12 protein-coding genes and 2 pseudogenes are annotated in these 14,527 nt (G+C 38.1%); 7 read left to right on the forward strand and 7 right to left on the reverse strand.

Features of this window, described 5'->3' with window-relative positions:
- Positions 1-10: 10 nt before the first annotated feature.
- A pseudogene (gene lrp, locus GNP35_RS00590) lies at positions 11-471 on the reverse strand (leucine-responsive transcriptional regulator Lrp).
- 142 nt (positions 472-613) lie between these two features.
- Between lrp and ald the strand changes: the two are divergent.
- Complete coding sequence (ald, locus tag GNP35_RS00595; RefSeq protein WP_155693568.1) at positions 614-1,744, forward strand: alanine dehydrogenase; 1,131 nt, start codon at positions 614-616, stop codon at positions 1,742-1,744.
- Between the two features lie 124 nt (positions 1,745-1,868).
- Here the strand turns inward: ald and GNP35_RS00600 are convergent, their stop codons facing one another.
- Positions 1,869-2,675, reverse strand: a complete 807-nt coding sequence (locus tag GNP35_RS00600; RefSeq protein ID WP_155693570.1) for a type 2 periplasmic-binding domain-containing protein — start codon at positions 2,673-2,675, stop codon at positions 1,869-1,871.
- A gap of 168 nt (positions 2,676-2,843) precedes the next feature.
- On the opposite strand from GNP35_RS00600, the gene trxB reads away from it, so the two are divergent.
- The 4 genes from trxB to infA all read left to right on the forward strand — a co-directional run bounded on the left by trxB (position 2,844) and on the right by infA (position 5,595).
- Positions 2,844-3,794: a thioredoxin-disulfide reductase gene (trxB, locus tag GNP35_RS00605; RefSeq protein ID WP_155693572.1), complete on the forward strand. Its 951-nt coding sequence runs from the start codon at positions 2,844-2,846 to the stop codon at positions 3,792-3,794.
- 45 nt (positions 3,795-3,839) lie between these two features.
- The gene (gene aat / locus GNP35_RS00610; protein ID WP_155693574.1) at positions 3,840-4,577 is read left to right on the forward strand and encodes a leucyl/phenylalanyl-tRNA--protein transferase; all 738 of its coding nucleotides are present in this window, start codon (positions 3,840-3,842) and stop codon (positions 4,575-4,577) included.
- 2 nt (positions 4,578-4,579) lie between these two features.
- The gene (locus GNP35_RS00615; RefSeq protein WP_155693576.1) at positions 4,580-5,281 is read left to right on the forward strand and encodes an arginyltransferase; all 702 of its coding nucleotides are present in this window, start codon (positions 4,580-4,582) and stop codon (positions 5,279-5,281) included.
- Positions 5,282-5,376: 95 nt separating this feature from the next.
- The gene (infA, locus tag GNP35_RS00620) at positions 5,377-5,595 is read left to right on the forward strand and encodes a translation initiation factor IF-1 (protein ID WP_105053115.1); all 219 of its coding nucleotides are present in this window, start codon (positions 5,377-5,379) and stop codon (positions 5,593-5,595) included.
- Between the two features lie 70 nt (positions 5,596-5,665).
- On the opposite strand, the gene clpA is transcribed toward infA, so the two are convergent.
- Both clpA and clpS read right to left on the reverse strand, forming a co-directional pair.
- Complete coding sequence (clpA, locus tag GNP35_RS00625; protein WP_155693578.1) at positions 5,666-7,936, reverse strand: ATP-dependent Clp protease ATP-binding subunit ClpA; 2,271 nt, start codon at positions 7,934-7,936, stop codon at positions 5,666-5,668.
- 26 nt (positions 7,937-7,962) lie between these two features.
- Positions 7,963-8,283, reverse strand: coding sequence for an ATP-dependent Clp protease adapter ClpS (gene clpS / locus GNP35_RS00630; RefSeq protein ID WP_155693580.1), 321 nt, complete (start codon positions 8,281-8,283; stop codon positions 7,963-7,965).
- 189 nt (positions 8,284-8,472) lie between these two features.
- Between clpS and cspD the strand changes: the two genes are divergently transcribed.
- Complete coding sequence (gene cspD / locus GNP35_RS00635; protein ID WP_155693582.1) at positions 8,473-8,682, forward strand: cold shock domain-containing protein CspD; 210 nt, start codon at positions 8,473-8,475, stop codon at positions 8,680-8,682.
- 48 nt (positions 8,683-8,730) lie between these two features.
- Here cspD and GNP35_RS00640 read toward each other — a convergent pair whose 3' ends face one another.
- Together GNP35_RS00640 and GNP35_RS00645 are read right to left on the reverse strand one after the other, a co-directional pair.
- Entirely contained in the window at positions 8,731-8,994 is a 264-nt protein-coding gene (locus GNP35_RS00640) for a PilZ domain-containing protein (RefSeq protein WP_155693584.1), read from the reverse strand.
- 43 nt (positions 8,995-9,037) lie between these two features.
- Positions 9,038-9,415, reverse strand: coding sequence for a response regulator (locus tag GNP35_RS00645; protein ID WP_155693586.1), 378 nt, complete (start codon positions 9,413-9,415; stop codon positions 9,038-9,040).
- Positions 9,416-9,603: 188 nt separating this feature from the next.
- Here GNP35_RS00645 and GNP35_RS00650 point away from each other — a divergent pair, with 188 nt between their 5' ends.
- The gene (locus GNP35_RS00650) at positions 9,604-10,359 is read left to right on the forward strand and encodes a TIGR04219 family outer membrane beta-barrel protein (protein ID WP_155693588.1); all 756 of its coding nucleotides are present in this window, start codon (positions 9,604-9,606) and stop codon (positions 10,357-10,359) included.
- An 81-nt stretch (positions 10,360-10,440) separates the two neighbouring features.
- Here GNP35_RS00650 and hrpA read toward each other — a convergent pair.
- A pseudogene (gene hrpA / locus GNP35_RS00655) lies at positions 10,441-14,473 on the reverse strand (ATP-dependent RNA helicase HrpA).
- Positions 14,474-14,527: the final 54 nt, after the last annotated feature.

Below are 14,527 nucleotides of genomic sequence, written 5' to 3' on the forward strand. Positions count from 1 at the left end.
TTTTTCATTGTTAAATATATATAGGCATTGGCCTGTTTGCCTTTACTTCTTCCATTACCACATAGGTTCTAGAAGCGCTTACGCTTGGCAATTTTAATAACGTATCACCGAGTAATTTACGATACGAAGACATATTTTTTACTCTGGTCTTTAACAGGTAATCAAAACTGCCTGACACTAAGTGACATTCTAATATTTCGTCGAAGGTTTCTACCGCTTTAGAAAAGTCGCTAAACACGTCTTGTGCGGTTTTTTCTAAAGTAATTTCCACAAACACAAGCATGTTGGCACCAACAGCCTCAGCATTAACAACCGCTTGATAACCTTCAATGACGCCCTTCTTCTCTAATCTTCTTACTCTTTCTAAACAAGGGGTTGGACTGAGTCCAATCTTTTTGCTCAAGTCTATATTGGATATTCGACCATTTTTTGAAGTTCGACTAATATCTTCTTATCTATTCTATCCAGCATTTAAATATCTCGGCAGCACAATGTGTGACAGAATAATATCCTGTATTTAGTGAAATTACAGTCATTAATTTTGATATTACATCCATATAATGTCGCCAAATTTTGATAGACAAACTATCTACTAATAGAAAAGGTAAATAAGATGATTGTTGGTGTTCCTAAAGAGATTAAAAATCACGAGTACCGTGTAGGTTTGACTCCAGCGGCTGCAAAAGAGTTTGTTGCCCATGGACATAGAGTAATTATTGAAACAAACGCTGGCGCGTCAATTGGCTTTTATAACGAAGACTATATTAACGCCGGTGCTGAAATCATTAATACAGCAGAAGAGATTTTTGCGACTGCTGACATGATTGTAAAAGTAAAAGAGCCACAACCAAACGAGTGTAAAATGCTTCGTGAAGGTCAAACTCTTTATACTTACCTTCATCTTGCTCCAGACCCAACGCAAACTGAACTATTAGTAGCTTCTGGCGCTACGTGTATTGCCTACGAAACGGTTACTGATAATGCAGGCGGTTTACCTTTACTAGCTCCTATGAGTGAAGTTGCTGGACGTATGTCTATTCAAGCTGGTGCGCATCATTTAGAAAAAGCACAAGGCGGTAGCGGCACATTATTAGGTGGTGTACCTGGTGTAGCTCCAGCAAAAGTAGTTGTTGTTGGTGGTGGAGTTGTTGGTACAAACGCAGCTAAAATGGCTGTTGGTATGGGAGCTGACGTAACTATTCTTGATCGTTCATTACCTCGCCTTCGTCAATTAGACGATATTTTCCGTGGTACCGTTAAAACAGTATATTCTACTGTTGATGCTTTGGACGATTACACAGCAAAAGCTGACTTAGTTGTTGGCGCTGTATTAATTCCAGGTGCAGCAGCACCTAAGTTAATTACAAAAGCTCATATTAAAAACATGAAGCCAGGATCTGTTTTGGTTGACGTTGCAATTGACCAAGGCGGCTGTTTTGAAACTTCAAAAGCGACGACACACCAAGACCCAACTTATGTGATTGACGATGTTGTTCACTATTGTGTTGCAAACATGCCTGGTGGTGTAGCACGTACATCTACGATTGCTCTAAACAACGCTACTTTACCTTTTGGTTTAGCTCTGGCTAATAAAGGCCCAGCTAAAGCAATGTTAGATGATAAAAATCTACTAGCTGGCTTGAACGTTCATAAAGGCAAAGTGACTTATAAAGCCGTTGTTGATGCATTAGGCGAAGAACTAAATTTAGAGTACATGGACGCGACAGCTGCGCTTGCAATGTAACGTTTAGTTTAATTAGTTTTTAGAGAAGCCAGCTTATGCTGGCTTTTTTATTGCCTTTTGGGTTCGTTTGGTACTAGCTCTCACTATCGGAAAGGTTATCTAACCATTTAATATAACTAAGCAGTTAACGAATATACTCTTCAGGATCGAGGATTTGGTATTTTTTCTTAAGACCTTCAACAAAGCTTTTGTTATTTTTTAAAAACTCATTGAACTGTGCAATCACCCTTGGGTGTTGTCTGGTCGATAAATGATAGGAATAAATTTCATATTTGAAGTTTTTATTAATGGTTACTTTAGGTTTATTTAACTTTCTTAAATAATGGTTAACTACATTTGGCTCAAGGTTCACAGCATCAAGTTGTCCCCTAACCAATTGCTGAAGCAACATTAACGTAGAAGAGGTTTCGTAGAGCTTAACTGAATTATTGCTAATATGGTCAATCCACAATGTCGGAAAAAAGCCCAGTAACGTTCCTAAAACTTTAATATCTTGGGTATCATCAACACTTGGGTCTACTGTTATTGTGCCCGCCACTAAATCAAGCACAGTATCACTATAGGTTAATTTATCTTTAGCTAACTTATTGATGTCTTCAGATTCATTCCATCTGGAATTATCTGGGAATTTTAAATCGATGTCTTTTTCAAATAACCACATGCCAAAGCGTTTAACAGGCATAGGGTAATATATAAATTTATAGTTGTTTTGTGATGCAAACTCATCTAGAAGCTCAGTGGCAAAGGTTGGTGAGCCAGTAAAAAAATCGAACAAAGGGAAATAGGCAACATCTTCAACACCAACAACAAGCTCTAACTCGTTGTTAGCATCCGCGTTATTTTTTGACGATGAATATAAAGCTTCACTTACCTGTGCGGTGGACAAGCAACTGAATATTAAGAGACTAACAAGGGCAGTTTTTTTTAACATCCATATAACCAAAATTTAAATCGTTAAATGAGATTAATGCATAATTGCTCAAAATTAAACCAACACTTACAGGTTTTTATTATTTTTTATATTTAAATTCACATTTAACCTTGATGTCATATAAAATTTGCCCCATTACGTTTATATATTATTTTTCGGAGTTACTTCATGAGCGCTGTACAACATCACAATTTGATTATTTTAGGTTCTGGCCCAGCTGGATACACGGCAGCGGTTTATGCTGCACGAGCAAATTTGAAACCAGTTTTAATCACTGGTTTACAACAAGGTGGTCAATTGACAACGACTACTGAAGTTGAAAACTGGCCTGGCGATGCAAATGACTTAACGGGCCCGGCGTTAATGGACCGTATGAAAGAACACGCGGAAAAATTTGAAACAGAAATTTTATTTGATCATATCAATGAAGTTGATTTTTCTAAAAAACCATACACGCTCAAAGGCGACTCAAGCTCATATACTTGTGATGCATTAATTATTTGTACTGGCGCATCCGCTCAGTACTTAGGCCTTGATTCAGAACAGGCATTTATGGGTAAAGGTGTTTCTGCATGCGCTACTTGTGATGGTTTCTTTTACAGAAATCAAAAAGTAGCAGTTGTAGGTGGTGGTAATACCGCGGTTGAAGAAGCGCTATATTTATCAAATATTGCTTCAGAAGTTCACTTAGTTCACAGACGAGATACCTTTAGAGCGGAAAAGATTTTAATTAAACGTTTAATGGATAAAGTTGAAAGCGGAAACATCATCCTTCATACCGATCGCACTTTAGATGAAGTGTTAGGTGATGACATGGGTGTTACAGGTGTTCGTCTTCAAGATACAAAATCTGATAACAAAGAAGATTTAGACGTAATGGGTGTGTTCATTGCCATTGGCCATAAACCAAATACAGGCATGTTTGAAGGCAAATTAAACATGAATAACGGCTATATCAAAATCAACAGTGGCTTAGATGGCAACGCAACACAAACCAGTGTTGAAGGTGTATTTGCTGCGGGTGATGTATGCGACCATATATACCGCCAAGCGATAACATCAGCAGGTACAGGCTGTATGGCAGCATTAGACGCTGAACGATACTTAGACGCTAAGTAAATAAAATTAGGGAGCATATTGCTCCCTTTTTACTATTGTTAGTATATGACTAAATCACTTTCTTATTTAACCGATGACAAACACTGGTTTCCGCCGGTGCAACAAGCTCTTGATGAGCCAGGCGGCCTTTTAGCGGTCGGTGGAGATTTATCAGTTGACCGGCTTCATAGTGCATACAAAAGTGGTATTTTTCCTTGGTATAGTGAGGGCGAGCCTCTATTGTGGTGGTCTCCTGATCCTCGAGCTGTAATTGAACCTGCGCAAATAAGAGTGAATAAGTCGTTAAAAAAGTTCTTAAAGCGCTGTGACTATCAAATCACCATGAACCAATCTTTTGAAGAGGTTATTCGCCAGTGTTCTGCGCCGAGGGCGGATGATGGCACCTGGATTTTCCCAGAAATGATCCGCGCATATTCCGAATTGCACAAAGCGGGTGTTGCACATTCTATTGAAATTTGGCAAAACAAAGATAACAAAAAGGTTTTAGTTGGTGGCTTATACGGTGTTTTAATCGGTAGTTGTTTCTGTGGCGAGTCTATGTTCTCTAGAGAACCAAACGCTTCTAAAGTGGCACTAATTAGATTAGCGGAAATGTTAGCTCCAATTAAACACGCGATTATAGATTGTCAAATAGCTAATCCATATTTAATGAGTATGGGCGCTAAAACAGTGTCCAGACGTTGGTTTATCGATAGGCTTAACGCAGCTAGCGCGCATAATCTGTCTTCAAACTTATTAGAAGAACAGGCATCTAATGCCTCGTTTTTAAATTTTAAAGATTAATAATGCCTTCATTAAAGTTCGCTCTCTCAGAAACATTTCCTTGTAGTTATCTTCCTGATCATCAAGAAAGATTGCTTTTTTATGCCGACGAGTTGCCATTATCCCCAGAGATTTATAGCATTTTACAATCTAATGGCTTTCGCCGGTCTGAAAGTATGGCTTATAAGCCACATTGCGATGACTGTAACGAATGTAAATCTATTAGAGTAGCAACACACTCTTTTCAACCTTCAAAAAGTCAAAAGCGGTTAATAAACAAGTGTAAAAACTTTGATGTAAGGATTTCCCATGTGGTATCTGAAAACTATTACCCACTTTTTGAAAAATACATTAATAAAAGGCACGAAGATGGTACAATGTACCCCGCTGAACCGTCTCAATTAGATAGTTTTACTAATTGTGATTGGCTAACCCCTTATTTTGTTGAAGTTTATGATGGAGACAAAATCATTGCGGTAGGCATAGGTGATGAGACGAATGATGCGCTATCTGCGGTTTATACTTTTTTTGACCCAGACTACGACAAGTACTCTCTTGGAACATTGATTGTATTAAAACAAATTGATTATGCATCAGTGTTACATAAACAATGGCTTTACTTAGGCTATTATATTCAAGCTTGCGCTAAGATGAACTACAAAACAAACTTCAAACCTTTCCAAGTGTTACACGACACAAATTGGGTTGAAGTAAAAAGCTTATAATTAATTGTGATATTACCTTTACTTTATGGAGCTTTTTGGGCAAAATCTGCGCTTATTTTTATACGCTTAACGAAATCCCAGAGGTTATACGCTTAATGGCGAAAGAAGACGTTATTGAAATGCAAGGTACTATCTTAGATACCCTGCCTAATACTATGTTCCGTGTTGAATTAGAAAATGGTCACGTTGTGACAGCACACATTTCCGGAAAGATGCGTAAGCACTACATTAGAATTTTAACAGGTGACAAAGTTACTGTTGAAATGACACCATATGACTTATCAAAAGGTCGTATTACATTCCGAGCTCGTTAATAATTAAGTTTATTTAGAGTTGGATATTAAAAAACCGAGCATTGCTCGGTTTTTTTATGCCTAGTTGGTTTTAACTCGGCTCTTTTACTAATTTCGCTTTGCTTGTAAATTCAAAAGAAAGTTCTTTGTCTTTTACGCTTATAGCGACTTTCCCGCCTTCAGCTAAATCACCAAATAAAACTTCATTCGCTAACGGCTTTCTAAGCTTGTCTTGTATCAAACGAGACATAGGTCTTGCGCCCATATCCTTGTCATAGCCATTTTCAGCAAACCAATGACGAGCTTCATCTGTTACATTTAACTCCACTTGTTTTGCATCTAACTGCGATTGCAACTCAACAATAAACTTATCAACCACTCTTTCGATGACTTTTTTATCTAAATGGTTAAACCAAACTATGTCATCAAGCCTGTTTCTAAATTCAGGTGAGAATACTCTATTAATCTCAACCATGGCATCAGTACTATTATCTTGCTGCGCAAAACCGATAGACTTTCTCGTGGTCTCTTGGACACCTGCGTTAGTCGTCATAACCAAAATAACGTTTCGGAAATCAGCTTTACGACCATTGTTATCCGTCAACGTACCATGATCCATAACTTGCAGTAGTACATTAAAGACATCTGAATGAGCTTTTTCAATTTCATCTAGTAAAACAACACAATGAGGATGTTTTAAAACAGCATCCGTTAATAAGCCGCCTTGATCAAAACCAACATAACCAGGAGGCGCGCCTATTAATCGGCTCACGGCATGCGGCTCCATGTATTCAGACATGTCAAAACGAACTAACTCAATACCCAATACTTTACTGAGCTGTTTTGTAACCTCTGTTTTACCTACACCCGTTGGGCCAGCGAATAAGAAACTACCTACTGGTTTATTTTCATTACCAAGCCCAGCTCTTGCAAGCCTAATAGCTGATGTAAGCGAGTCAACCGCCTTGTCCTGACCAAATACGGCTAGTTTAAGGTCCCTATCTACATTTTTTAGTACATCTTTATCTGATTGCGATACAGACTTTTCAGGAATACGCGCAATTTTGGCAATAATTTGCTCTATGACCGAAACGTTGATTTGTTTTTTACGTTTAGACTTAGGCAGTACCTTCTGATTTGCCCCAGCTTCATCTATTACGTCAATCGCCTTGTCAGGTAAATGACGTTCATTAATATACCTTGCTGATAGCTCTGCCGCCGAACGAAGTGCCGCATTTGTGTATTTAACGCCATGATGCTTTTCGTATTTATCTTTTAAGCCTATTAAAATCTTAGTGGTGTCTTCAATACTAGGCTCTAACACGTCTATTTTTTGGAAACGCCTTACTAAAGCTTTATCTTTCTCAAATATATTTCGGTATTCGCCATATGTGGTGGAACCCATGCAGCGCAATTTGCCAGCTGACAATAATGGTTTTAGTAAGTTGGATGCATCCATAACGCCGCCAGAGGCTGCACCAGCGCCGATTATTGTATGTATCTCATCAATGAATAGTATTGCGTGCTCTTTTGCTTGTAGCTGCTTTAAGAGCCCTTTCAAACGCTTTTCAAAATCGCCACGGTACTTTGTACCTGCTAACAATGCGCCCATGTCTAACGAATAAACGGTGGCATCTGCTATTACGTCTGGCACTTGGCCATTAACAATTTGATAAGCTAAACCCTCAGCGATGGCCGTTTTTCCAACGCCAGCCTCACCAATTAATAGTGGGTTGTTCTTTTTGCGTCGACATAATATTTGAACACAACGCTCAAGTTCTTGTTCTCTACCAATTAGAGGATCTATGCCACCTGCTTTTGCCGTTTCATTTAAATTTGTACATAAGCTATCTAAACTGCTCTCACTATCTGCACTGGACTCTTCGTTTCCTTCGGCACTGTCAGAGTCTTCTTCACTACCTTCATTATCAACGCCATGAGATATGTAGTTCACAATATCTAGTCGACTGATATCAAAACTTTTTAATACGTATACAGCATGAGATTCTTGTTCACTAAAGATAGCGACAAGTACATTTGCACCTGACACTTCCTGCTGACCTGAAGATTGTACGTGGAATACGGCCCGTTGTAATACACGTTGGAAGCCCAACGTAGGTTGCGTATCCTGCTCTTCTGCATCAACATCTTCGGCTAAATACGGCGTGGTTTGTGCAATAAACTCTGTAAGTTCTAATCTAATTTTATCTAGATCTGCTGAACAGGCTTCTAATGCGACTTTGGCATCTTGATTATCAAGCAGCGCCATTAGCAGGTGCTCAACTGTCATAAACTCGTGGCGATTTATTTTGGCGTACCTGAACGCTTCGTTCAATGTTACTTCTAATGCTTTATTTAACATATTCACCTACTTATTTATGTTAACGATTATTCTTGCTCCATTGTACATAACAACGGATGCTGACTCGCTCTGGAATACTGGTTCACTTGTGCAACTTTTGTTTCAGCAATTTCTGACGAATAAGTACCAACAACAGCCTTACCCTCTTTGTGGACACGAAACATTATATGATTGGCTTTTTCTAGATCCATCGCAAAAAACTTCAGTAAAACTTCCACTACAAAGTCCATGGGGGTGTAATCATCATTATTCAAGATCACCTTGTACATTGGTGGTCTTTTAAGTTTAGACTTAGATGCTTCCTTTACTAAATCAGAATTGTGATCATTGTTACTTAATTTTGGCATACGCCCCTTTTGCTCCATTAAATTTGCTTATTTATTTAGTATATATAAAAACTTTTATAACATTTAACAATTCGTACTTGTAAAAACCAGTTTAATTGACTAATTTATCTACAGTCATTGATTAAACGTGAGTCAGTTGCTCACGGAATGATTAATCACTGGTTTAATTCTAAATAAGGAAGTAGAAGTATGGCAGTCGGCAAAGTCAAATGGTTCAACAACGCTAAAGGTTTTGGATTTATTCGTGAAGATGGCAAAGAAGAAGATATCTTTGCGCACTTTTCAACAATAACTATGGACGGTTATAAAACTCTGAAAGCAGGCCAAGAGGTCGAGTTTGATTTGAGTGAAGGACCTAAGGGTCTGCATGCAACCAACATAAAACTTGATGAAAAATAATGAATTTGTAAAGTCCCTAAGAGTCTAGCTTTTCGGGACTTCATTTATTCAAAGTTGTTCGTTAATTTCTACGCCTACCATAAAGGCGCCCGAATCTTCTTGGTTACATCTTACCACGGTTGCTTTTGCGTGGAGCGCAGGCAAATTATTGCTTGTACCATCAACCCGACAAACAATGTTTGTCCCAGGTTCAATATGCTCGTCAGTTTCAATAGCCATTCCAGTTGCACTTAAGTCTCTACAAACTGCGTCAACCTTTCTCCCTGCATCTGCATCTGTGATTTCTACTTCTATACTCGTATTAACCATCATTCGGAAAAATTACGATTATCATCATATCGAATCATGCAGCCTCCTATCCTTTATTTAGATTTGCAAACGTTATTAGCTTTTCTTTTAACTCTTCTATCTCAAATGGCTTGGTAACATAATCATCACAGCCACTTTTAAACGCCTCTGATTTATCTTCCGTATTCTCTAAACCAGACAGCATTATAATTGGTATTTTTGATGTCTCTGGTGTGTTCTTTATCAACCGGCATGTGTCATACCCGTCTAACCCAGGCATACAAACATCAAGTAACAATACATCTGGTTTGTCAGATACTACTTTTGATAATGCGGATTGACCTGATTTTGCGTAAGAGATATTAAATGAATCACCCAAAGTAATGTCTAACATTTCAAAATTGAAATATTCATCGTCAACCAGCAAAACATTTATTTTATGCATTCAGCACCCAGAATAACAAAAGTTCAATCTGACTAGCAGACCAGTGTTATATAAACTCAATGTCCAAAATACCAAGTATCAAAAAAAAATCTAGTATTAGTTAATATTAATTAATCTAACAATTGACTTTATACTATCTAACCATTGAAAATAGAGACATGACAATCGTCTGAACCTAGGAATGGAAAATGAAAAAAATAATTACAGCTTTAGGACTTGCATTGGCTTCAGCTAATGTTTCAGCTGCTCCACTTGTAGATGTATGGGCTGGTGCTTATGCTTGGAATACAACATATGAAGGTGTTGTGTCTGCAAACCCTAGCAGCTTAGACCTACAAGATGACCTAAATTTTGATGACAATACGAATAATGTAATATGGGCTGCGTTTGAGCATCCAATTCCATTAATTCCGAATATTCAAATCAAACAGACTTCACTAGACACTACGGGCTTTGCTCAGCTAGACAACAACTACAACTTTGGTGGTGATACTACAGGCAATGGCCGCCAAGATACAGCAGCTGACTTAACTCATACTGATTACACACTATACTGGGGTCTACCTTTACCAATTGCGACTGTGGATTTTGGCCTTAACGTCCGTAAATTTGACGGTTTTGTACAAATTGGTGATGCAATCGCGGAACTTGATGCTCCAGTACCAATGCTGTTTGCAAGAGTAGGTGCAGAATTACCATTTACAGGTTTAGCCTTAATGGGTGAAGCAAATTATGTTGGTTACGGTGATACAAACCACACTGACTATCAAATTGTTTTACGTTACACCTTACCAATGATTCCACTTTTAGATGTTAATTTAGAAGCGGGTTACCGCTCATTTCAACTTGATATAGATCCTACGGACTTTGACGGTGATGAAGATGATTTAATGGCCGACATTGATATGTCTGGTGCATTTGTTGGTGTGTCTTTGCACTTCTAAAACAAATAACAAGAAAAAAAGGAAGCATAAGCTTCCTTTTTTATCACGATGACTGACCTGAGCTAAATATGGCTTATAAACCTACAGTGCTTTTAACACTTCATTTATAGCTTGTTTAACTCTTTTAGCCGATATTGGATACTTTGTTCCCAACTGCTGGGCAAATAGAGAAACTCTAAGCTCCTCTATCATCCAATATATTTCTTCTACATCTGCTGGAGTTGGGAAACCTTTTGGTAACCGCTTAAGCAGCCCATCATAACTCTCATAAACCTTGTCTAATTCAATCTGAATTTGTCTATCTTTTCCTGCGTCCGACTTTAGTTTTTCATGCCTTATTTCTAAGGCTTTTACATATCGAAGTAAGTCATCTAATTTTTCGTAACCAACTTCACTTACAAAGTTTTTGTATATCAACGACTCCAAATGGGCTTTGATATAAGCATTAGCTTGAATCATATCTAGTGAAACTTTCCCTTTCAGCTTTTTCGCAATTTGGTGTCCAATAAATAAAACTTTTTCCACTTTCTGAGTTATATCAAACACCAAATCGTTTAGTTGTACGCCAATTGATTCTTGTAAATGAAAGAACTCAGCTTCATTTCTAGGCGGCTTGCTTTTAACTTGTTGTTCAATAGCCGTTTTAACACAGTCTTTTATCAATGCTTCTATTTGGCCAAAAGGATTAAAATATAAAACTAACTTAGATTTGTTAGGCAGTTTTTTCTGTAAATGTTTAATCGGCGAAGGCAGTGTTTTAATTAGTAGCGCAACCACCCCTTTTAAGTGTTCGTGCTCTGCTTTTTCTGCATTATCAAGTAATTCAACATTTATCTTATTGTCTTGAACTACTAGCGCGGGATATGCTTTCACTTCAAATCCAGCTTGTTTCTTAACATAATTAATCGGCAGTTCACCAAAGGTCCAATCATCTACATTTTTTTGCTCAATATCGTCATCCACCGCTTTTTTCAGGCTTTCTTTTATTTTACCCTGCAGTTGACTTTGTAACTCTAATAAATCAAAGCCTTGAGCTAATACTTGGCCGGACTCCCCTACGACTCTAAAATTGATTTTTAAATGGGGCGCTATCGAGTTTAACTGCCACGCATCTTTATCTATTTTTACCCCTGTCATTCGAAACAAGCCAAGCGATACTGAATCTATTAGTGGCTCATTGGTATCCACCGCTTTTTCTTCAAATCGTTGTAAAATCGCATCGGCAAAATTAGGGGCTGGAACAAAATTCCTTCTCAGTGTTTTTGGTAACGACTTGATCAAAGAGACCAACAACTCATGTCTATAGGGCACAATTCCCCAATCAAAACCTTTTACTTGTACTTGATTAAGTAACGCAAGAGGTATTCTAACTGAAACGCCATCTGCATATTCTTGACCAGGTTCAAAGTCATACTCAATTGGAAGAGTTAATGCATCTTGACGCCAAAAGTCTGGGAATTTTTTAACTAGTTTGCTACCGTCTTCGGTCACAGAAAAGTCACTGAATTTTGCTTCTAGTAATTCAGTATTATTAACTTTAAGCCATTTTTCTAATTCGGCTCTGTTGTTAACCGCGACTGGTAAACGCTGTTTATAAAACTCAACGAGTTCAGGCTCGTCTTGAAGCACATCACGCCGACGTGTTTTGTTTTCAATTTCTTTAATACTTTCAATTAACGCTAAATTCTTAGTCAAAAATGGCAGTTGTTTACCAAGGTCGCCATAAACGAGTGCTTGCTGAATAAATAAATGCTGACTTTGTTCAGCATCGATTTTGCTAAAATTAACACGCTTCCTAGCCACAATGGTTAAACCGAACAAGGTTTGTGTTTCATAAGCCATGACACAGCCTTGCTTCTTATCCCAGTATGGCTCTGCATGAGTCCTTGAGACCAAATGTTGAGCTAAAGGTGATATCCAGTCAGGTTCAATCTTGGCGGCATAGCGTGCATAGAGCTTAGATGTCTCTACGAGTTCAGCGGCCATAATCCATTTAGGCGTGTTTTTAAATAAATTTGAGCCAGGAAAGACATGAAAGTTAGTATTTCTTGCGCCTTGATAACCAAGCGCTTTTGGCTTCTTATCGGTAGGCTTTTTCTCTTCTCGAATTAGTTTTTGGCCTATGTGACCTAACAGCCCTGTGAGAATTGGAACGTGAATGGCACGATAATTTCTCTCCATAGTAGGATTATCTATGAATTCTTCTTCTAGTTCTTGAGTATTAGATTTAGACATTTTTGTTGGTAGCTTTATACCTAAATCTGACAAGGTGGACTCAATTTGAAATACAAGATCCTGCCACTCTCTAACTCTTAGGTAGCTTATAAACTCTTGTTTACACCTTTTTCTAAATTGAGACTTAGAATCTAAATCCTGCAAGGCTATGAGGTAATCCCATAAATTCAAAAATGACACAAAATCCGACTCTTTGTCTTTGAAGCGAGCATGGCTTTCATCAGATTTTTGTTTAAATTCAGACGGACGCTCTCTAGGATCTTGTATACTCAAGCCGGTGGCTATAATAACAATTTCATGCAATGCGTTAGTACTTTGAGCGTTTAGTACCATAGCCGCAAGCCTAGGATCTAGAGGTACTCGGCTCAGTTGTTGACCTAGACGAGTTAACTGAATGGTCATTGGTTTACGTTTTTTACTTCTAGGTGACTTTGACTGACCACTGCCTTTTTTTACCGCGCCAAGCTCTTCTAATAGTCGCATACCATCGGAGATAAACCGACTATCAGGCTGCTGTATAAATGGAAAAGACTCAATATCGCCTAAGTCCAAAGACAACATTTGTAAAATAACAGACGCTAGGTTTGTTCTGAGTATTTCAGGTGCTGTAAATTCAGGCCTAGACTCAAAATCTTCTTCGCTATATAGCCTGATACAAATACCTGGCTCTGTTCGCCCACATCGTCCTTTACGCTGATTGGCACTGGCTTGTGAAATAGCCTCTATAGGTAAACGCTGTACTTTTGTTTTATAGCTGTACCTAGATATTCTAGCGGTACCAGTATCAATAACATACTTAATACCAGGAAACTGTTAATGAGGTTTCTGCTACGTTGGTTGCTAAAACAATCCTTCTTTTGGAATGTGGTGCAAATATACGATTTTGTTCAGCTGCAGAAAGTCTTGCAAATAAGGGTAAAACTTCAGTTTGTCTGAAGTTACGTTTAACGAGTGCATCTGCAGTGTCTCTTATCTCTCGCTCACCATTCATAAACAATAGAATGTCGCCTGGAGCTTCGTTATCAAGCTCTTCAACAGCTGAAAATATTGCGTTGATTTGTTCACTATCTTGATACTTTTCGGCTAATTCACTCGCTATGCTTACGTCTTCTGACGGCCGGTATCTAACTTCTACTGGAAAGGTTCTGCCGCTTACCGAAATAATAGGTGCGTCAAAGAAATGCTTACTAAATCTTTCAGGATCGATGGTTGCTGAAGTAATTATAACTTTTAAATCTGGACGCTTGGGTAAAAGCTCTTTTAATAAACCTAAAATGAAATCGATATTTAAACTACGTTCATGAGCTTCATCAATAATTAAGGTGTCGTATTGGTTTAAATACCTGTCGTGCTGCAATTCTGCTAATAATACGCCGTCGGTCATCAGCTTAATATAACTGTGCTCAGACACTTGGTCATTAAACCTAACTTTGTAACCTACCGCTTGACCTAGTTCACTTTCAAGTTCATCAGAAAGTCGATTAGCAACACTTCTAGCCGCTAATCGTCTTGGTTGTGTATGGCCAATCTTGCCTTCTATTCCCCGGCCTAGTTCTAGACACATTTTGGGAATTTGTGTCGTTTTACCTGACCCTGTTTCACCCGCAATAATAACGACTTGGTTATTTAGAATTGCCTCTTTGATGTCATCTTTTTTCTGACTAACGGGCAATTGTTCAGGGTAGTTTATTGCTGGAATATTTGATTCTTTTTTATCGCGCAGTTGCTGAGATTTTGCTATTGCTGCTGTTATAGACTCTTGAATATTCTTCTTTTTATTTTCGTCTGTAACTTTTGTTAACGAACGTAGTCGAGACTTTAATTTGAAGAAATCTTGGCGCAATACGCCATTTAGAATTGGTGAATGATTTGATTGCACAAAAAGCCTAAAATATCTAACTACTGGAAATTAATTCAATTCTAACATTGATAA

The organism is Psychrosphaera haliotis, assembly GCF_009728465.1.
Taxonomy (GTDB): Bacteria; Pseudomonadota; Gammaproteobacteria; order Enterobacterales; family Alteromonadaceae; genus Psychrosphaera; species Psychrosphaera haliotis.